This is a genomic window from Lysinibacillus sp. NPDC093692, from assembly GCF_050280125.1.
In the GTDB taxonomy this organism is placed as follows: Bacteria; Bacillota; Bacilli; order Bacillales_A; family Planococcaceae; genus Lysinibacillus.
On the sequence record NZ_JBNNUW010000003.1, the window covers coordinates 167,652 to 188,844 of the forward strand.

19 protein-coding genes are annotated in these 21,193 nt (G+C 36.3%); 18 read left to right on the forward strand and 1 reads right to left on the reverse strand.

What is annotated here, in order from left to right:
- Window positions 1-814 precede the first annotated feature (814 nt).
- The 10 genes from rny to ACQKN4_RS05170 all read left to right on the forward strand — a co-directional run bounded on the left by rny (window position 815) and on the right by ACQKN4_RS05170 (window position 11,660).
- Complete coding sequence (rny, locus tag ACQKN4_RS05125) at window positions 815-2,374, forward strand: ribonuclease Y (RefSeq protein ID WP_079560529.1); 1,560 nt, start codon at window positions 815-817, stop codon at window positions 2,372-2,374.
- Window positions 2,375-2,737: 363 nt separating this feature from the next.
- On the forward strand, window positions 2,738-3,508 hold the full coding sequence (locus ACQKN4_RS05130; protein WP_427482621.1) for a tyrosine-protein phosphatase: 771 nt from the start codon (window positions 2,738-2,740) through the stop codon (window positions 3,506-3,508).
- 61 nt (window positions 3,509-3,569) lie between these two features.
- Window positions 3,570-4,718, forward strand: coding sequence for an O-antigen ligase family protein (locus tag ACQKN4_RS05135; RefSeq protein ID WP_427482622.1), 1,149 nt, complete (start codon window positions 3,570-3,572; stop codon window positions 4,716-4,718).
- A gap of 58 nt (window positions 4,719-4,776) precedes the next feature.
- Window positions 4,777-5,685, forward strand: a complete 909-nt coding sequence (locus tag ACQKN4_RS05140) for a hypothetical protein (protein ID WP_427482624.1) — start codon at window positions 4,777-4,779, stop codon at window positions 5,683-5,685.
- 54 nt (window positions 5,686-5,739) lie between these two features.
- Window positions 5,740-6,492, forward strand: coding sequence for a glycosyltransferase family 32 protein (locus ACQKN4_RS05145; protein ID WP_079560533.1), 753 nt, complete (start codon window positions 5,740-5,742; stop codon window positions 6,490-6,492).
- A 42-nt stretch (window positions 6,493-6,534) separates the two neighbouring features.
- Complete coding sequence (locus ACQKN4_RS05150; RefSeq protein ID WP_079560534.1) at window positions 6,535-8,079, forward strand: oligosaccharide flippase family protein; 1,545 nt, start codon at window positions 6,535-6,537, stop codon at window positions 8,077-8,079.
- Window positions 8,058-9,074, forward strand: coding sequence for a glycosyltransferase family 2 protein (locus ACQKN4_RS05155; protein ID WP_427482626.1), 1,017 nt, complete (start codon window positions 8,058-8,060; stop codon window positions 9,072-9,074). Before ACQKN4_RS05150 ends, ACQKN4_RS05155 begins: the two co-directional genes overlap by 22 nt.
- 153 nt (window positions 9,075-9,227) lie before the next feature.
- Window positions 9,228-9,953, forward strand: a complete 726-nt coding sequence (locus ACQKN4_RS05160; RefSeq protein WP_079560536.1) for a YveK family protein — start codon at window positions 9,228-9,230, stop codon at window positions 9,951-9,953.
- Window positions 9,953-10,666 (forward strand): CpsD/CapB family tyrosine-protein kinase, encoded by a 714-nt coding sequence (locus ACQKN4_RS05165; protein WP_079560537.1) that lies wholly within the window; start codon window positions 9,953-9,955, stop codon window positions 10,664-10,666. Before ACQKN4_RS05160 ends, ACQKN4_RS05165 begins: the two co-directional genes overlap by 1 nt.
- Before the next feature lie 196 nt (window positions 10,667-10,862).
- Window positions 10,863-11,660, forward strand: a complete 798-nt coding sequence (locus ACQKN4_RS05170) for a TIGR00282 family metallophosphoesterase (protein ID WP_079560868.1) — start codon at window positions 10,863-10,865, stop codon at window positions 11,658-11,660.
- A 209-nt stretch (window positions 11,661-11,869) separates the two neighbouring features.
- On the opposite strand, the gene ACQKN4_RS05175 is transcribed toward ACQKN4_RS05170, so the two are convergent.
- Complete coding sequence (locus ACQKN4_RS05175; protein ID WP_427482628.1) at window positions 11,870-12,298, reverse strand: hypothetical protein; 429 nt, start codon at window positions 12,296-12,298, stop codon at window positions 11,870-11,872.
- 554 nt (window positions 12,299-12,852) lie between these two features.
- On the opposite strand from ACQKN4_RS05175, the gene ACQKN4_RS05180 reads away from it, so the two are divergent.
- The 8 genes from ACQKN4_RS05180 (at window position 12,853) to ACQKN4_RS05215 (ending at window position 20,727) form a co-directional block, all read left to right on the forward strand.
- Window positions 12,853-13,119, forward strand: a complete 267-nt coding sequence (locus ACQKN4_RS05180) for a stage V sporulation protein S (protein ID WP_004224903.1) — start codon at window positions 12,853-12,855, stop codon at window positions 13,117-13,119.
- Between the two features lie 312 nt (window positions 13,120-13,431).
- Entirely contained in the window at window positions 13,432-15,171 is a 1,740-nt protein-coding gene (locus ACQKN4_RS05185; RefSeq protein WP_427482630.1) for a 2-oxoacid:acceptor oxidoreductase subunit alpha, read from the forward strand.
- Window positions 15,171-16,037: a 2-oxoacid:ferredoxin oxidoreductase subunit beta gene (locus ACQKN4_RS05190; protein ID WP_079560540.1), complete on the forward strand. Its 867-nt coding sequence runs from the start codon at window positions 15,171-15,173 to the stop codon at window positions 16,035-16,037. The genes ACQKN4_RS05185 and ACQKN4_RS05190 overlap by 1 nt, the downstream gene beginning before the upstream one ends.
- 429 nt (window positions 16,038-16,466) lie before the next feature.
- Window positions 16,467-17,174: a lantibiotic protection ABC transporter ATP-binding protein gene (locus ACQKN4_RS05195; RefSeq protein WP_427482632.1), complete on the forward strand. Its 708-nt coding sequence runs from the start codon at window positions 16,467-16,469 to the stop codon at window positions 17,172-17,174.
- A 13-nt stretch (window positions 17,175-17,187) separates the two neighbouring features.
- Window positions 17,188-17,904, forward strand: coding sequence for a lantibiotic immunity ABC transporter MutE/EpiE family permease subunit (locus tag ACQKN4_RS05200; protein WP_427482634.1), 717 nt, complete (start codon window positions 17,188-17,190; stop codon window positions 17,902-17,904).
- Window positions 17,905-17,907: 3 nt separating this feature from the next.
- Complete coding sequence (locus ACQKN4_RS05205; protein WP_427482636.1) at window positions 17,908-18,663, forward strand: lantibiotic immunity ABC transporter MutG family permease subunit; 756 nt, start codon at window positions 17,908-17,910, stop codon at window positions 18,661-18,663.
- 28 nt (window positions 18,664-18,691) lie between these two features.
- A complete protein-coding gene (locus ACQKN4_RS05210) occupies window positions 18,692-19,354 on the forward strand; it encodes a response regulator transcription factor (protein ID WP_427482638.1) in 663 nt (220 codons plus the stop codon).
- Window positions 19,351-20,727, forward strand: coding sequence for a sensor histidine kinase (locus ACQKN4_RS05215; RefSeq protein ID WP_427482765.1), 1,377 nt, complete (start codon window positions 19,351-19,353; stop codon window positions 20,725-20,727). The genes ACQKN4_RS05210 and ACQKN4_RS05215 overlap by 4 nt, the downstream gene beginning before the upstream one ends.
- Window positions 20,728-21,193 lie beyond the last annotated feature (466 nt).

The following is a 21,193-nucleotide window of genomic DNA, read 5'->3' on the forward strand; positions in this document are numbered from 1 at the left end:
AGCGTTTACTTTTGCTTCGACCTCTCCAGCGCTTGTTGGAAGTAAACGAGCGCTTTAGCGCATTTGTTCTTTACACATACTGGGGAATGTGGTTGTATAATATTTGTTAGGATATCCATATATTTAGTGATGAAGGCAATCGCCAGAGCAATGAGTCGGCAATAGGAAGAGGTAATCAAAGAAGTGATAGATTGAACGTCATAAAGGGAAGTGGGGATCATATTTTCCTCACCGTAAATTGATATAGCATCGGGAATAAATAGCTTCCACCAAAAGAAAATGATACTTCCTAAGTACTGCTTCTACGTATGAAAATGAAAAGTTAAATTTAACGTTAGTGTAAAAGTAATAGGTAATTAATTCTCCTAATGGATATGGCTGACTTTTTTTCTTTTGAGAGGCGAACAGATGCCCGACTATCCTTGACAGAGCTTGAGGCTAGTTATACAATTAAATATGTATAATTACTGAATTATGACTTTAAATAGGCAGTACATTACATTTTGACTTCATTTTGGAAAGGCCTTTAAAGATCTCGTAAATGAAGTTGAAGCCTCTGGCAAATGGCAAGATTTTGAACAGACAATGATGCATTAGAATGTTCGCCTTAAAGCTTCGCATCCTGCGAAAACGGCTAACTAATTTGCATAGGTAAAACACTACGTCCAGTGACTTTACCGAATGACCGACATTGTTTCGGTCCTCGTGCATACTTTAACACAATTCAAAATCCGGGACATAGTTATGCCAAGGTGAAATGAATGTATGCGCCGATTGAAACTGTATTACCCAAATAGCAAGAGGAGGTGTTCATATGGATGCAATTACTATCATCTCCGCTTTGCTTGGACTCATCGTTGGTGCCGCTGTTAGCTATATCTACATGAAAAAAGTGAATGACTCAAAAATCACTGGTGCTAAACATGTCGCTGAAACAATCGTTGAAGAAGGAAAACGAGAAGCGGAGGCATTGAAGAAAGAAGCACTACTTGAAGCCAAAGATGAAACTCACAAATTTCGTACTGAAGCAGAAAATGACATTCGTGAACGTCGTTCTGAGCTTCAGAAACAAGAGAACCGTTTATTGCAAAGAGAAGAGAATCTTGATCGCAAAGATGATGCTCTAAATAAGAGAGAAGCAGGTTTAGAGCGTAAAGAACAAGCTCTAAGCGAAAGACAACAGCATATTGAACAGATGGAAAGCAAAGTGGACGAGCTCGTTGCCTCGCAAAAAACAGAGCTAGAAAGAGTTTCTGCTTTAACTAGAGATGAAGCAAAAGCTATTATCTTAGGAGAAGTAGAAAAAGAGCTAGCAACTGATATTGCTGTGATGACGAAGGAAGCTGAGACACGTGCGAAGGAAGAGTCAGATAAAAAAGCGCGTGAAATTTTATCACTGGCACTACAGCGTTTTGCAGCAGATCACGTAGCAGAAACAACAGTATCTGTCGTGAACTTGCCAAATGATGAAATGAAAGGTCGTATTATTGGTCGTGAAGGTCGTAATATTCGAACTTTGGAAACGTTAACAGGTATAGATTTAATTATTGATGATACTCCAGAGGCAGTTATTTTATCAGGCTTCGATCCAATTCGTCGTGAAACGGCTCGACTTGCACTTGAAAAACTTGTACAGGATGGCCGCATTCACCCTGCTCGAATTGAGGAAATGGTGGAAAAAGCTCGTCGTGAAGTGGATGAACAAATCCGCGAAACAGGTGAGCAAACAACATTTGAAATTGGCATTCATAACTTACATCCAGATTTAATGAAGATTTTAGGCCGCATGAAATACCGTACAAGCTATGGACAAAACGTCCTAAAACATTCAATTGAAGTCGCATATTTAGCTGGCTTGCTTGCTGCTGAACTTGGTGAAGATGTAGCATTAGCTCGCCGTGCAGGCTTATTACATGATATTGGTAAGGCAATTGACCATGAAGTTGAAGGTAGCCACGTCGAAATCGGTGTGGAATTAGCTACAAAATACAAAGAACATCCGATCGTTATAAACAGTATTGCTTCTCACCATGGCGACACAGAAGCAACATCTGTTATTGCAGTATTAGTAGCTGCAGCTGATGCGTTATCAGCAGCTCGTCCAGGTGCTCGAAGTGAGACGCTTGAAAACTATATCCGTAGACTAGAAAAGTTAGAAGAAATTTCCGAAAGCTATGATGGTGTAGAAAAATCCTTTGCAATTCAAGCTGGTCGTGAAATCCGTATTATCGTACAACCTGAAAAAATTGATGACTTGGCTTCACATCGCTTAGCGAGAGATATCCGTAAGCGAATTGAAGAAGAACTTGATTACCCAGGCCATATTAAAGTAACGGTTATTCGTGAAACACGTGCCGTAGAATACGCAAAATAATTGTCATACAGAAACGTCTTTTACTCAAAATAGAGTAAAAGACGTTTTTTTTTATAGTTAAGGAAACGATAGATTTTTTGCCTGTACATAACCTAAAGCGACTTCGAGGATCTAGGCTAAAGCGCTACATCCTCGAGCTCGCTTCGTTTCCTCGTGCAAAAGTAGTGGAGCATTTACTTTTGCCTCGGCCCCTCCAGCGCTTTTGTTCTTAACTTGGTTGTGTAAGCTACTGTCATATTTATCGTGAAAATAGGCATATATACAATAAGTGCCTTTATTTATCAGCAATAAAATTTCTACTAATAATTATTTAAATTGGTGAAAAACAGTTAGGTGATGAATTGGAATAAGGAGATGATGAGCATGGTTGATACTCACAGCCATTTATTATCCGGAGTTGACGATGGACCACAACAACTTTCAGAGTCATTGCAATTACTAGAACATGCTGTGATGCAAGGAATAACAGCCATTATTACTACTCCTCATGCCAAGCACCCAATGTACGATGTGCCATATGAAAATGTATTACATCAGGTACATACTTTACAGCTAGAAATAGAAAAAAGAGCATGGCCAATCAAACTATTTCCTGGACATGAAGTACGCATCAATGAAAATATTTTAGAGTCTATCACAACTAAACAGCTTCATACGTTGGCAAACTCAAACTATCTATTACTTGAATTACCTTCGGAAACAATCCCTTTCTATTGTAAGGAAATTATTAGGTTATTAGTTGCATCAGGTATTACACCAATTATTGCGCATCCTGAGCGAAATGGAGCTATTCGACAAAATGTAGCACTCCTTGAGCAATTCATTCGTGATGGGGCATTAGCACAAATTACGGCAGGTAGCATTACGGGGCATTTTGGCAAAAAAATTCAACAATTTGCAATGGATTTAATAGAAGCAAGACTTGTTCATACGTATGGTTCAGATGTCCATAATATGTCTACAAGACCATTGCTTTTTGAAGCTGGGTTAGATTACTTGGAGAAAATGAAACAGCTGGATATGGTTGACCTTTTCCTTGAAAATAATGAACGTGTTTTAGAAAATAAGCAGCTATTAATTGCGGAGCCAATCGTTATAAGTGAAAGAAAATGGTGGCATCTTTTCACAAAATAACATACGGAATGAAGCTATAGTGAGGGTGATGAAAGTGCGGTTTTTTATCCTAACGATATGTATGAGTGTATTACTACTCTTCAGTGCATTATCTTATGAAATATCTATACTAATTTACTTTACTGTCTTTTTTTCCATCTTTCCGATCATCCTTTTCATCTATAATCGCAGTGCAAATATTCGTAGAATGTATGTGAGCGATATATTTTTCTTTCTATTTATTATTTGTGGGCTATTAAGTGCTTTAGCCAATTCTGATATGGAATCACTTATGAATATTGTATGTATGCTTACGATGTATATAGGGTTATCGATTATATATAACTCTTTTCAAACGGCTACTTTACATGTGCTAGCTATTAGTATTTGTCTCTCGCATCTCATTATTTTATTCTTATCTTTTTTCATGAATCGAGTCGTTTTCAACGCATTTGCGGGGATTTATAGCAACCCAAACATGATGGGATTGGCCATGACATTGTTAGCGGTTGTATTACTAGCTGGGACTATTCAATATTTTCAGAGTGTTACGAAAAAGGTTCCTATCGTAGTCCTAGTAAGCCTATTCTTTTTTGTTTTTTATATTATTTTACTCACACAAAGTAGAACGGCTGCCATCACCGTACTATTCGCTGTCATAATGAGTATGGCCTTGTTAGCTATTCAAAACGCTTCAAGTATTAGAAAAGTGGGCGCACTCGTATCGGTTCTATGTGTACTAAGTATGACATTCATTTTCAGTCTAAGTAAAATTCCGATACTAAACGAAGCGGTTCAAAAAATTGTAGGGAAATTTCAGCGGAAATCGGCTGATCTATCTGATGGACGAATGGCAATTTGGCAAAATATCATAAAAGATTCCACATTATTTGGCCATGGAGAAAATTATCATGTTGGACAATTGGATGCACATAATACCTTTATTGCCCTATTAGCTGAGTATGGTTGGTTGGCCGTTACATTTTTTCTACTATTCGTAGCAGCATTATTATGGAACGCATTTTCTTTTGCTAAAAAACAAGTTAAGTATACGAACATGCTACAACTATTACCATTTTTAATACTTATCACTTATATTTTACTTTCAATGACGGAAATTATTATTTATACAACACCGATAATGATCGTTTTATTTGTTCTTTCTGGCAATTCATTTACCCATCATAAACTCGCACTTAATAGTTCAAATATGAATAAACGTGAAAATTAATAGACGACAGACCATTTTAATTGAAAATTAGCAGTTGTAAGAAGGGGGAATCATCTATTTGAAGATTGGATTTGTCAACAACGGAAAATCATTTTTACCAGAAATCTCAGCCTATGTAGCGTATTTAAATCAGCAGGATAATATTGAAGCCATCACCATTTTAACAGCGGAGATAAATGAAGTTCCAATAACCAATATAGATTTATTATGGAAATTTCCTGGTTTAGATATAAAAAAACATTCAAGAGAGACAAAGATTATCCATGAATATAATTCGTTATCAACTGGTCATTTTCCGATGTTGAAAAATTTTGTGAAAAAAACTTGTAATGTTAAACCGCATGGTCGCGTATTTTTGAATGAACTTGTAGAAAAGGATTTTAAGATGAAGGACAATGTTCCAAAAATTCATCGAGATATGGGAATATCAAAAGACTTTTTCATAAAAACATCAAAAAAAGAGTACGACTTTGTATATGTCGGCGCAATGGGAACTGAAAGAGGTACCGCTGATGCGCTAAAGCCCTTTACGACAACTTTAAAAGATAACACGATTTTATTAATAGGAAATCCAACAAATGAATTATATACATCTTTCAAAGACTATAAAAATATTATCTTCTCAGGATCGCTACCTTATCATGAAGTTCCTCTTCTAGCGTCAAAAGCAGAATACGGGCTGAATTATATGCCTGATGTGTACCCTTTCAATTTACAAGCTTCAACTAAGCTCCTTGAGTACTGCGCATTAGATTTGAAAATTGTTACGACCGATTATCCTTGGGTCAATAATTTTGAACAGAAAACACAAGGACGCTTTTTTAAGTTACACCGAAATTTAGCAAACTTTACGATGGCAAGTTTAAAAAACTTTGAATTTGTGACACCAGATGTTAGTTATTTAGAGTGGAACCTATTGTTAGATAGGGTAAAACTGATGGAGTTTATCAAGTTAGTAATGGAATAGTTTGATATGTGATATGCCGTTAATTTATTTGGATAACAGAAAGGAAATTGTATAATGATCCCTAAAAAAATTCACTTCTGTTGGTTTGGCGAAAATCCGTATCCGCAGGTAGTTGAAGCGTGTATTGCCTCCTGGCAAAAATTAATGCCTGACTATGAACTAATTGAATGGAATGAAAATTCATTTGATATTCAATCCAATCAATTTGTACAAGAAGCCTACGAATCTAAAAAATATGCTTATGTAGCTGATTATGTTAGGTTATATGCACTATACACACAAGGTGGCATTTACTTGGATACAGATGTAGAAGTTGTCCAATCGTTAAACCCTTTTTTATCTCATCAAGCATTTACTGGCGGAGAAAATAGTGATACATGTGTAACCGGAACAATGGGGGCTGTAAAGGGGCATCCGTGGATTAAGCTACTGCTGGATTTTTATGAAGATAAAAGTTTCTATACGGAACAAGGTCAACAAACAAATACTGTTATCATCACGGATCTAACGAGAGAAAAATATGGATTTACAGAGTCTAATCAACATAGGCAATTGGATGACGATCTACACATATATCCATTTGAATATTTCTGTGCGAAGGACTTCGAATCAGGAACGATTAACCAAACTGTTAATACATTTACGATCCATCACTTTAATGGTTCATGGTTGTCAGAGCAACAAAAAAAACGACATAAAAAAGTAATGCGTTATAAATATGCTATCAACAAATTATTTGGACCGAATGCTTTTGATCAGTTAAATAAAACACGTAAAAAATTAAATGGTATCAAGATTTTCGAGTGAAAATGTAATGCATAAAAGGACAAGTGGAGGCAAGGTGGACTAATGAAGGAAATTCGGATGGGTGCTATTCTCTCTTACTTATCTATTGTTTGTACGTTTATAGTAGCAATTGTGTTTACCCCTATTATGATTCGAATTCTTGGTCAAGAAGAATACGGATTATACTCATTAATTACAGTTTTTGTTGGGTATTTAACAATATTAGATTTTGGTTTAGGGAATGCAATTATTCGTTATATTTCTAATAATCGAGTAGTAGGTGATAAGGAGACGGAAGCTAGATTAAATGGCTTTTTTCTGCGGCTATTTTCGATTATAGGTGCGTTTACTCTTGCCATTGGGTGTTTTGTGTATTTCCAAGTAGAGACAATTTTTGGACAAAGCTTATCTTCATTGCAAATCGAAAAGGCAAAAGTAATGGTAATAGTGATGACCGTAAGCTTTGCCTTACAATTTCCTTTAAGTGTTTTCTCTTCAATCCTTCAAGCCTATGAAAAATTCATACTAATTAAGTTAACTTCATTTATAAAAGTAATCGTACAACCGTTACTGATGCTGTTTTTCCTGTTACAAGATGCTGGTGCAGTCGGGATGGTTTATATTGTAGCTAGCTTAAATGTATGTGTATTAATAATAAATTCTATTATTTGTTTGAAAACGTTAAAAGTACGATTTATCTTTTCTGGTTATAATCCAGGCCTTATAAAAGAAATATTCGTCTATTCATTTTTTTTGTTTGTGACAGTCATAGTGGATAAAATTTATTGGCAAACTGACCAAGTATTACTGGGGATTATGAAAGGAACAGAAGATGTAGCCATTTATGCAATTGCTATACAATTTATTATGATATTTATGGCACTAGCACTTGCCATAAGTGATTTGTATTTGCCAAAGATTTCAATGTTGGTGACACAAGCGGATGGTCTTATGGAAATTAATCGGTTATTTGTCAATGTTGGCGCCATTCAGCTAATGATTCTTGGATATGTATTAAGTGGCTTTTTTTTATTTGGTAAAACTTTCATCTCATTGTGGATAGGGGATGAATATTTAATCGTCTATCCGATCGTACTGATCATCATGTTGCCGTTTTCAGTCGATTTAATTCAAAATATAGGTCTAAGTGTGTTAAAGGCAAAAAATATGTTTAAGTTTCGAACAGTATTATTAATTACACTTGCTAGCACAAATATTATTCTATCTATTCCTGCCATCTATTTATTCGGGGTTATTGGAACAGCAATCATAACCGCGGTATCGTTATTTATTGGGAATGTATGTATTATGAATGTTTACTATGCAAAAAAAATACAACTAACTATTAAAAAATTTTGGATACGCATTAGCAAGATTTTCGTAGCTATTGTTATTGCGTCTCTTTTAATGAAAGGTATACTAATTGTTTTCCCACTTTCGAATACTTGGTACATTTTAGGGCTGTATATTGCCTTATACAGTATGATTTTCGGTATATCTTTGTTCACATTTGGAATTACTGCTTCTGATCGAAAATATTTAATTGGAAAAGTAAAAATGCTCAGCCTAGCTGGAGGGGTGAAATTTTGGGGTCAGAAATCCTCGTAACTGTTATTATACCGGTATATAACGCAGCACCGTATTTAAAGAAATGTCTAGCAAGTATTTGCCAACAAACGTTAAAGCTAATCGAAATTATTGCGATTAATGACGGCAGTACTGACGATTCTCTTTCTATTTTACATCAATTGGCCTTACAAGATCAGCGGATAATCATTCATAATCAATCAAATGGTGGGGTAAGTCATGCTAGAAATATAGGGATTAACGAGGCAAGAGGTCAATACGTTACGTTTGTCGATGCGGATGATTGGATAGAGCCATCTATGTTGGAACGATTATATAGCGCTATTCAGGAAACAGAAACTGAAATAGCTAAATGTGATGTTTTTGTAGATGGAAAAAATGATGGCAATCGTTTGAACTATCCGTCGACTGCAAATGAACTTTTTGACTCTCAGAAATGTTTGCATTTATTATTTACTGAATTTCATGAAAAACATTTCGGTTTTGCTTGTTGCAAATTGTATTCTAAAGCCTTTCTTGATCAATTTGGAATTCGATTTGAAGAGGATATGAATTTTTCTGAAGATGTTTTATTCATAACAAAAGCGATCACAAAGAGTAAGACAATTTGTTATGTGCCTCAGCAGCTTTATCATTACAATGTGTTGCCACAGCAATCATTAACGAGAAGCTACCGTAAGAATGAGCGAGAAAAATATGATGTAATCTATGAACGTATTCGTGAGACATTAGTAGCTGAAAATATTTTTACATCCATTGAAACTAGCTTCAATGGATATGTATTTTCCGGTTTAGTAAATTTAACACTTCACATGCAGAGTTCCCCATATAAGGGGCTCGATTTATTAAAAGAGATTAAAGAAGAAATAGTCAGTTTTGTTGATGACTACCCTTATGTTCTTGAGATAAACCCAATAAAATTTTCATTGAAAAAGAAGCTCTATTATCAGTTGTTGAAAAAAAATGCTGTATCTACGCTAGCATTTATCATTTTTTTATCGATGAGGAAAAAATGAATTACTTGTTGTATTAGGAATAACATAGGACATAAATTTATATAATAAATATATAATTGAGTATTTCATTTTACTAGCTACTATACCAATTAACTATGAATATCACACTCCATTACACAAATTTAGATAGTTTAGGGGAAGGAGATATACTCGATGGAGAATTCGATTCAAGTAAAGGCGATAGTAAAAATCTTACGAAAACGTTTGCTTCTTATTCTTTCGATAATTATAATCGCGATGGCATTGGCTGCTTATGTTAGTTACTATGTCATCACGCCTGTATATCAAGCTGAAACTCAAATATTAATCAACCAAAAAAATACGGATCAACAACAAATGTATACGGGTGCATATTCAATTGAGACAGATTTACAATTAATAAATACGTATAATGTCATTATAAAAAGCCCAGCTATTCTATCAAAAGTAATTGAAGAGTTGAAATTAGAATTATCTCCCGAACAATTAGCAGAAAAAATTACGGTCAATAATGAAAGCCAATCACAAGTAGTTTCTATAAAGATTCTTGATGAAAAGCCAGCACGAGCGGCGGAGGTTGCCAATAGGATAATAGATGTCTTTAAAGAAGATATTCAAAAACTGATGAACGTAGATAATATCAATGTCCTTTCAGTAGCTAAATTAGCTGATGACCCACAACCAGTGAAGCCGAAAAAAATTCTAAATATTGCGATTTCCGGTTTTCTTGGACTACTTTTAGGAACAGGCATTGCATTTAGTGTAGAATTTTTCGATTCAACAATAAAGACAGAGCAGGAAATTGAAGAGCTATTAAATTTACCGATAATAGGATTCGTGAGTTCAATAAAAGAAGGCAGAGGATCTATCTCTACTAGACGAGGGAGACGAGTCACATAATGTTTAAAATGAAAAATAAAAAAAAGAAAGCATTAGCGATGATGCAACGGAAACTATTGACTAACGTACACACAACTTCTATTATTTCTGAGCAGTTTCGAACAATTCGAACAAATTTAAAATTTGCGCTCCCTAATTTATCGTGTAAAACAATTTTAGTGACATCATCTATCCCTGGTGAAGGAAAGACAACGAATGCAGCAAATATTGCGATCGTTTTTGCTCAAGAAGGTAAAAAAGTTTTAGTAGTGGATGCTGATATGCGAAGACCTGCTATCCACTATACATTTGAATTGCATAATATTTCAGGTCTATCAAGTGTACTGATACAAAATGACACGTTGAGCGAAGCGATACAAGAAACGTTTATAGAAGGATTATTTGTCCTCACTAGTGGACCAATCCCACCTAATCCTGTAGAGCTTCTTGCTTCAGAAATGATGGATACGTTAATAGAAAAAATGATAGATTTTTATGATGTAATCATCTTTGATACGCCACCTGTTAATTCTGTGACCGATGCACAAATTTTAGCGAATAAAACAGATGGTGCACTACTTATTGTTAATACTGGAGTAGTAGAGAAATCTAGTGTTGTCAAAGCGAAAAATTCCTTACTAGTAGCACAAGCAAAAATATTAGGCGTTGTTATGAATAACTATGCTCTGCCCAAAGAACAATATAAGAACCAGTATTATCATACAAGAAAATAGAAATCAGTACCGTCCGCCTGACAAGTACCTAATAGCTTGTCAGGTTTTTTTATAGACAATCAGAAAGAGTATCAGCGCCTATATTTTCAAGCCTAAAAAGCATCTGTTAAATACGCTAGACGGACATAATTTTGCGTTTGTCTTTGAATTGGTGGTAAAATATAAGGTGCTAATTAATGAAAGAGTGGTTATGAAAATGAAAGTTTTATTTATTGGGGATATTGTAGGTTCGATCGGCCGAGATGCAGTGGAAAAGTATTTACCACGCTTAAAGAAAAAATATAATCCAGACGTTGTTATTGCCAATGGTGAAAACGCAGCAGCAGGACGTGGAATTACACGTAATATTTATAATGACCTATTGCAAATGGGTGTAGATGTCATTACGATGGGTAATCACACTTGGGATAATAAAGATATTTTTGATTTTATAGATGATGCAGATTATTTAATACGCCCTGCAAACTTTTCAAGTGATGCACCAGGTAAAGGCATGGTGCAAATTTCAAAAAACGGTGTAACACTATCTGTTATTAATTTACATGGTCGAGTGTTTTTACCTCCTCACGAGGATCCATTTGCGATGGCAGAGAAATTAATCGAAGAAGCGCATAAAACGTCACCGCTTGTATTCGTGGATTTTCATGCAGAAGCGACAAGTGAAAAAATTGCGCTTGGATGGCATTTAGATGGAAAGGCCTCTGCAGTAGTTGGTACACATACACATGTGCAAACAGCTGATTCACGTATTTATCCAAATGGAACAGCCTATATTACGGACGTTGGTATGACAGGTCCATACGATGAAATTTTAGGGATGACGAAGGAAAGTGTCATTTATAAATTCCAAACAAATATGCCATCTCGTTTTGAAGTGCCTAAAAAAGGACGCGATGTGTTAAGTGGTTTCTTTGTAGACATTGATGATAAAACAGGCAAAGCTCGTCATTGTGAGCGGGTGTATATAAACGAAGATTATCCGTTCCAAGCATAAGAAGAGAAACTATTGTGTATGAAAAAATGCACAATAGTTTTTTGTTTTGAAAATTTGTTAATTCAATGAAATTAAAGCACCATAATAAAATATGACTCTTCGGCAAAACGAGGGGTGATTTCCGTTCCTACTTGGGCTTTCTTTGGGTGTCGGGGCAACAGATGTTTGCTGCGCGACCAGTGGTACTATTCCAATGAAAAAGAGCGCCCTTATTGGGTGCTTTTTTTTATGAGGGTAAATAATTCTTTTACAGATTCGTCCTCTTGTATTTTGTAATTTTTACCGTCAAACTGTAGGATGCCACTTTCAATGATAGAGATATGGTATGAATTATTGTTGTGATAAATAATGAACGTGTATCCTTCCAAATGAGAAAATTCATAGTGAGACTGTTTAACTTTTAAATCTTCCAGTGAACCAATTAATGTTGGAAATATAGGATTGTCTTTAATAACGTTTGTTATAGTTGTCGTTGATTCATTTAAGATACCAATTTTATTAATTTCTTCGCTTAAATTAACTGTATGTAGTAAATCTTTAACAAAGCTTTTTGTTTTGTATTCGTTGAAAAAGTAAATTGAGACTGCTATTAAAATTAAAGCTTTAATAAAAATTATTTTTTTCTTTATTCGAAACAACTCCTTAAATTATTGGGATTTTAATCATTTTCGAATTTTTAGTCAAGAAGTTTACTATCATTCTCGGTTCTTTAAGTGCCCATTGTTGCACCTACTATAGAAAGAGGGATTCGATGGGAGAATATGAGTCTTTAATCGGTTTAATGAGCAATACAGACTTTCCAATTGTCGCTTTTTTGGCCTTTTGGAAGTTCGATAAATCACTGACTGGCTTGAAAAAACTGGAAATGGTAAGACGGATACGGTTTCTTTCACTTCGCTTTCGTCGCAGAGCAAAGATTTCCGCAGAGATAGCGAGTAGTCTGGAATGGAAATCATCCCACGTTTTGCAAAGGAGCCATAGTTATTTATAATGGCTCCTTTATTTCAATGACAAAGCAATTTTTTAACTGTAATTATCAGTCTTTTTAGATTGTTTTGATATATAAGAAATGAAAATAGTCTATTTCCTTCTCGTCGAGCATAAAATGACCTATCGACAATAACTTGAGGTCCAAAAGGGGGACATGAGTTGTTGAGCGTAAACACTATTCGCGAAACGGGGAGGAATAATTGTGGATTCATTAAAAGTATCATCACGCTCTAATCCAAATTCAGTTGCAGGTGCATTAGTCGCGGTAATCAGAGAAAAAGGGCAAGCAGAAATGCAGGCAGTTGGGGCAGGTGCACTTAACCAAGCCGTGAAAGCAGTGGCCATTGCACGCGGATTTGTAGCGCCAAGTGGCACAGATTTAATTTGCGCACCGGCGTTTGCCGATATTTTAATTGCTGGTGAGGAACGTACAGCCTTAAAGCTTCTTGTGGAAAAACGTATTCGATAAAAAAGTAATGAAGTAAAATGCCTTGCACATAATAAGCTGCAAGGCATTTTTTTCGTTTATATAGACAATAAGGATATCAGGAAGAGAATCCCTCATGCTCTACATACTAACATGTTAAATGTCACTTGAATTCAGCAAGCAAATTTTTTAAACTTAATTGATTTGATAATTACAACTTTATGAACGCTATTTTCAGTCAAAGGTCTGAATTTCGCTGAAATCGCGTAATAACAATAGTGCAGACCGTTTCTTCGTGTTAAACTTATGAAGGAAAAATAATAGTATATACATTGGATCTAAGGAGTTGTTGACATGTTACATCAGCTTTCATGGAAAGTCGGTGGGCAACAAGGTGAAGGGATTGAAAGTACAGGGGAAATTTTCTCAATGGCAATGAATCGTTTAGGTTACTTCCTATACGGTTACCGTCATTTCTCTTCTCGAATTAAAGGTGGCCATACGAATAATAAAATTACAGTTCGTCCAACAGAAGTACGTTCAATTGCGGATGATTTAGATATTTTAGTAGCGTTCGATCAAGAAACAATCGACGTCAATTATAAAGAGTTAACAGAAAATGGGATTATTTTAGCGGATGCAAAATTTGATCCAGTGAAGCCAGAAGATTCAAAAGCGCCATTATTTGCGGTACCTTTTACAGAGGTAGCTGCAGAGCTAGGTACTTCGTTGATGAAAAATATGGTGGCAATCGGGGCAACAGCTTCATTGCTAAATCTAGAAGATGAAGTGTTCCAAAATGTTGTAGATGATATTTTTGGCAGAAAAGGTGAAGAAGTTGTTCAGAAAAACATGGAGGCAATTACACGCGGCCATGAATTAATGAATGAGCTTTTAGGCGATCGTGTAGGTGAATGGGCTCTAGCACCAGCAGACGGTAAACGCCGTATGTTCATGATTGGGAACGATGCAATAGCACTTGGTGCACTTGCAGCTGGGACACGCTTAATGGCAGCTTACCCAATTACACCAGCTTCTGAGATTATGGAATACCTTATTAAAAAATTACCGAATTTCGGTGGTACGGTTATTCAAACAGAAGACGAAATTGCTGCAGCGACAATGGCAATTGGGGCAAACTTTGGTGGGGTTCGTGCCTTTACAGCTTCAGCTGGTCCGGGTCTTTCATTAATGATGGAAGCAATTGGTCTTTCAGGTATGACAGAGCAGCCACTAGTAGTTGTTGACACACAACGTGGTGGTCCATCAACAGGGTTACCAACAAAACAAGAGCAATCAGATTTAATGGCGATGTTATATGGTACGCATGGTGAAATTCCTAAAGTAGTGATTGCACCTTCTACAATGGAAGAAGCATTCTTTGACACAATCCAAGCGTTTAACATTGCGGAGGAATTACAATTACCAGTTATTTTAATGACTGACTTGCAATTATCTCTAGGGAAACAATCTGTAGAGCCATTCGATTACAGTAAAATAGAAATCCGCCGTGGTAAAATTGTTACTGATGACATTGAAGAAGCAGCTGATAAAGCATACTTCAAACGTTATGAGAATACGGAAGACGGTATTTCACCGCGTGTGCTACCTGGTACATTAAACGGTATTCACCATGTAACAGGGGTTGAGCACGATGAAACAGGTAAGCCATCGGAAGCAACTGGTAACCGTCAAGTACAAATGGATAAACGTTTCCGTAAGCTAGAGGCATTGAAATTTGATAATCCAGTATTTTCAAATACGCCACATGAAGAAGCGGATATTTTATTAGTCGGCTTTAACTCAACACGTGGAGCTATTGAAGAAGTACAAGAACGATTAAATGCTCAAGGTATGAAGGTGAATCATGCACATATTCGTTTAATTCACCCATTCCCGTCTGCTGAAGTGGCACCACTTGTAGCAAAAGCGAAAAAAGTAATCGTTGTAGAAAATAACTACACAGGTCAATTAGCAAATATTATGAAGATGAATATTGGTGGTCACGATAAAATCGAGACGATCACAAAATATAATGGTACACCATTCTTGCCAGGTGAATTAGAAAATCGTGTGAAGGAGTTGACTCGCTAATGGCAACATTTAAGGATTTTCGTAATACAGTGAAACCAAACTGGTGCCCAGGCTGTGGTGACTTCTCTGTACAAGCAGCGATTCAGCGCGCCGCGGCTAACGTTGGTATTGAACCAAACGAACTAGCTGTTATCTCTGGAATCGGCTGTTCTGGTCGTATTTCAGGTTACATTAATTCTTACGGTTTCCACGGTATTCATGGCCGTGCATTACCAATTGCACAAGGTTTGAAAATGGCTAACCGTGATTTAAACGTTATTGCTTCTGGCGGTGACGGCGATGGCTTTGCGATTGGTATGGGTCATACAATCCATTCTATCCGTCGCAACATTGATATCACATACGTTGTTATGGATAACCAAATTTATGGTTTAACAAAGGGTCAAACATCTCCACGTTCTGCTGCAGGATTTATTACAAAATCTACGCCAGGTGGTGCGATTGAACCTTCATTAAAACCGTTAGAAGTCGCTTTAACTAGTGGAGCTACATTTGTGGCACAAGGCTTCTCAACAGATATTAAAGAGTTAACAGCTTTAATTGAAGCGGGCATTAATCATAAAGGCTTCTCATTCATCAACGTATTCTCACCTTGTGTTACGTATAACAAAGTGAATACGTATGATTGGTTTAAAGAAAACTTAACGAAGCTTGCTGATATCGAAGGCTATGACAATGCTGACCGTGCTATGGCAATGCGTACAGTGATGGAGCATGAAGGTTTAGTAACAGGTATTATTTATCAAGATACTGAAACAGCTTCATATCAAGAAAAAGTACCAGGCTACTCAGAGCTACCATTAACAGATATTGATATTAATATGAGCGAAAATGATTTTAATAAATTAGTGAAAGAATTTATGTAAATCAAATTTTATACAACATGATAAAAAGCATTTGGGATGACCTCATTCTAAATGCTTTTTGTGTTTTTGAAAGACTATGTAATTAAATAAAGTACGGCTCTTCTGCAAAACGAGGGGTTGATTTCCGTTCCGGCTGGGCGCTTTCCTGGGGGCGTCCGATGAGCCGCTTCACTGCGCTGCAGGGTCTCATCTGTGACGCTGATCCCCGAGGAGTCGCCCAGCCTCCAATCAACCATTTCACAAAGCATATCACTCTAATAAATAGTCATAAAACAAAAGTTCAGTAGGGGACGTCTATGCAAAAGTGAAGCATTATAGCATTCTCTGATTAAATTGATTTTCAGCGTGACGATCCACAAAAATTTTTGATTTCCTTACAAAATCCTTATAATCATTTTCTACACTAAAATCATCGAAAGGAAGATGATTATGGAAGATATTATTTTACAAACAGAAAATCTTAGTAAAAGCTTTAAGGGGCAAAAAATTGTAGAGGACTTGTCGTTAACGATACCTCGCAATTCTGTTTACGGTTTACTTGGTCCGAATGGTGCAGGGAAATCAACAGCGTTAAAAATGATAACTGGGATGCTGCGCCCGAATGCAGGAAAGATACTTTTTAGTGGCCGTGAATGGAATCGTAATGATTTAAAAGACATGGGTGTATTAATTGAAACACCACCTTTATATGAAAACTTAACGGCAAGAGAAAATCTCAAGGTTCGAACGATTGCCCTCGGATTGCCACAGTCACGCATTGACGAAGTATTAAGAATTGTTGACTTAACCAATACAGGGAAAAAACGAGCAGGACAGTTTTCTTTAGGGATGAAACAACGCCTAGGAATAGCAATTGCGCTATTAAACTATCCGAAGCTTTTAATTCTTGATGAGCCAACAAATGGTCTCGACCCAATCGGCATCCAAGATCTTCGAAAACTGATTCGATCTTTTCCAGAGCAAGGGATAACAGTCATTTTATCAAGCCACATACTTTCAGAAGTAGAGCAGGTCGTTGATGAAATCGGCATCATTGCAGGAGGAAAATTAGGCTATCAGGGAGTTGCCCCACAAGGTCAGGAATTAGAATCATTATTTATGCAGGTAGTGTCAGCTAATAGAAAGGCAGGCATGTAACATGATTTCGATTATGAAGGCTGAAAGATTAAAATGGAAAAAGACCTTTATTCCTAAATTAGTTTTGCTAGCACCCATTGTGGCAATCTTACTAACTGCAGTATTAATGGGAGGAAGTTTTTTTCAAAGTGGCGCTTATAATTGGTGGTATACAATGCTCCTGCCGGGTGCACTGACGATATGTTGTGCATTGGTGATCGAAAAAGATGCTAAATTGAAATACCATAGTATTCTCGCAATGCCGATTGATCTGAAGAAGATTTGGTTTGGCAAAATACTTGCATGTAGTACCTGGTTGTTATTAATTACAATTATTTTCTTTGCTGGTATTACTGCTGGTGGAATATTATTTGGTAATAGCTATTCTTTCATTAATAGTCTTACAGGTAGTTTGTTAATTTTCGTCACGTTTTTATGGCAAATTCCTCTTTGTTTATTCCTTGCGGCAAAATTAGGAACTTATATGTCCATTTTAATAAATTTAGTTGGCAATATTGTCGGTATGATCGCACTTGCAAATGGGGAGTTTTGGTATAGTGTTCCTTACGCCATTACTGCAAGACTAATTTGTCCAACGCTAGAGATTTTACCAAATGGTCTGCCAGTGCCTGAAGGTAGCCCGTTATTAAGCATGTCGGTTATAGTTCCAGGTATATTAATTACTTTAGCATGGTTTGCTTCAATCAGCTTCCTTACTGCACGTTGGTTTCAAAAAAGGGAGGCGAAATAGTTCATGGTAATGTTAAGATTACTTAGAGCAGAGTTTCTTAAAACAAAAAGAACGCCATTTTTGCTCACGCATCTAATTGTACCTATTATTATTTCAGGGGTATTTTTAGCATACTATACTTATTCACCATGGGGTTTTAATGATAGGGTAACGGCATATCTTCAAGGAGTAACATGCGGGTTTCCAATTATTATTGGATTAGTTTGCGCAATGGCTGCGGAGCAAGAAGCAAAGGCAGGGCAGTTCCAGGGGATGCTAACAGCTACTAAAACAAAAATAGTGGCCTATTTAAGCAAGTTGCTACTGTTATTGTTATTTAGTTTTGGAGCAATATTACTGTCTTTCGGTATTTTTAGTGTTGGATTTATTGAACTTTTGCATGAAGATACTTTTGATTATCAATTTTATTTTATAGCTGGATGTATTCTATTTGTAAGCTGTGCATTTTTATATATTTTACATTTTTTTGTTAGTCTTCATTTTGGTAAAGGTGCCTCAATCGGATTAGGTATTGTAGGGTCACTAATAGTAGCCTTATTACTCACTGGATTAGGTGATGGCATTTGGTCATTTATACCTTATGGTTGGGGTGGTCACTTTGTTTCATTATGGACAATGAAAGCGTCAGGGGTTGACTTATCAATAGTGGAAGTAGGACTACAGGAAGGTATTATTACTTCAGTATGCGGAACATTGTTCGCGTTAGTCCTTTCTTGTTTATGGTTTTGGAAATGGGAAGGAAGAAAGTCTGATAATTAGGGTGTGAAGAAATGGTGAGGGTAGAAATATGGCGAAAATATTGGCAGTAGATGATGAGAAAGATATTTTAATATTGATAAAAAATGCATTACTAAAAGACGAGCATTTAGTAACGGCAGTCTCTGATGCGACCGAAGTAAGTAAAATGGATCTGGGTGCCTTCGATTTAATTTTATTGGATGTGATGATGCCCGAAATTGATGGATTTACTTTATGTGGCCAAATACGCCATGCTGTAGATTGTCCCATCCTTTTTTTAACGGCTAAATCATTGGAGGAAGATCTAATGTATGGTCTAGGTCTTGGAGCAGATGATTTTATTATCAAGCCGTTTGGAATTGGTGAGCTACGTGCAAGAGTGAATGCGCATTTGAGACGCGAAAAAAGGGAAAGACGCAGTATCCTTTTTGTAGATAACATTCATTTCAATCTTTCTGGTAAAGAGCTGTTTGTAAATGAGGAAAAGGTAATGCTGACAAAAAGCGAATATGAAATATGCGAATTTCTAGCTCGAAATCGAGGACAGGTATTTTCGAAGGAAAAGATTTATGAAACTATTTTTGGGTTTGATGGGAAGAGTGACAGCACTGCCATTACTGAGCATATTAAAAATATCCGTTCAAAGCTACATACCTTTAATGTTGACGCCATTAACACTGTTTGGGGGATTGGATATAAGTGGAGACAATGAGGTCCAATAAAGGAACACGTTTACATACTTTTTTTCTTCGATATCTCTTTTTCCTATGTATAGGCACTATTCTTTTAGTAGTACTACTATTTAGTATATTTTTATTTGCTTTTTCCGCCAATATTGTATTGCCCGCAAATTATGCAGAAACTCAGATTTCATTATCAAAGGATCGCATAACGTCTAGTAGTTCGGTTACAGCTGATATTATTCCAGACCTTGTTGACTACGCTGTTTTGTCTAAAGATGGACAATTTTTTTCAGGGAGTCTTTCAGAAAAGGAAGCTATTAAGGCATGGACTGTAATGAAAAAGGGGGAAACTTCAAGTGGCTCCCAATTTTACTCGTTTATACAGCGAGAAAATGAGATTTGTATATTACGATATTATTTAGTACCCCAGTATCGTTCAGAATTTTTAAGAAAATATTTGCCTAATCCGCAACTATTAGAACTCCTATTGTTTATTATAGGGATAGTAACATATGCAACTGTGCTTGCTATTCATTTTGGAAGAAGTTTAAAGAAAAAAATGTTTGGCTTGCAGGAAGCGATTGAAAAAATACAAAATCAAAATTTGGATTTTACAATAAATACTTCAGGAATTCGTGAGATAGATGAAATATCCATTTCTCTTGAGCATATGAGGGAGGCATTAAACAGTTCTTTAAAACAGCAATGGGAATCAGAACAGGCACGTAGAGAGCAAATCTCTGCTCTTGCTCATGATCTGAAAACACCACTTACGATTATTAGAGGAAATGCAGAGCTTCTACAAGATACTGATCAAGATGATATACAAAAAGAATATAATAATTATATTTTGAAAAATACAATAGAAATAGAAAAATTCACGAAAGAGCTGATCGATTTATCGAAAATGGAGAAAAGTATCGTTCGTGAAAAAATGAATGTTAAAACGGATGTATTTATGACAGAAGTAGAGCATCAAATGAGAGCTCTTTCGTTGGAAAAAAAGCTTCAAGTAGTTGTCCGAAAGGAAATGCTTCCCACGCTCATATGGATCGATGAAGAGCAGTTCTATCGAGCGATGATAAATGTTATTGCTAATGCGGTAGAGCACACACCTGAAAATGGTAAGGTATTATTAACCGTGCAAAGTGCTAATGATGTGATTCAATTTACCGTTACCGATAGCGGCTGTGGATTTTCTCCGAAGGATTTAAAAGAAGCTACCAAACAGTTTTATCGCGGAGACCCAAGCAGAAATGCAGGAAATCACCATGGGATGGGGCTTTATATTGCCCAATCAATTGTTCAGAGTCATAGTGGGGCACTGCAAATTGATAATGATTTAGCAGCAGGTGGAGGAAAAGTGACCATAACAATCCCAAACAATTTCTTCTTGAAGTAATTGTTTTACTGTCACTTTGCTTTTGGAAAGATAAACAAAATTATTCAAAATGCGGGTAATTATTTTTCTGATAGAAGGATCCTTTTGTTTATACCTATTCTGGTATGGAACGGAAATTAGAGTCTGCTAATGAAGTTCATTAATATAATATTAGATAAAATGTATACAAGTTGATCTTCGTTATGGCTGGGCGACTCCTTGGGGAAGCGGTAGAGGAACGAAGGCTAAAACCATCACATCCTGTGATAACGCCTTCGTGACCAACATGCTGTTGCCCCAAGCGGCTCATCGGACGCCCCCAGGAAGCTTTGCTCTGTGCGAAAGCGGCAAAGCGCCCAGCCAGAACGGAAATCAACTCCACGCTATGATGGTGAGCTTTAAATTAATAAATATCTTGAGAAAAGAGTGATTTTGGCAAATTTGCTAATATCATTCTTTTTGTTTTTGGAAAAAGGAAGAAATGGGG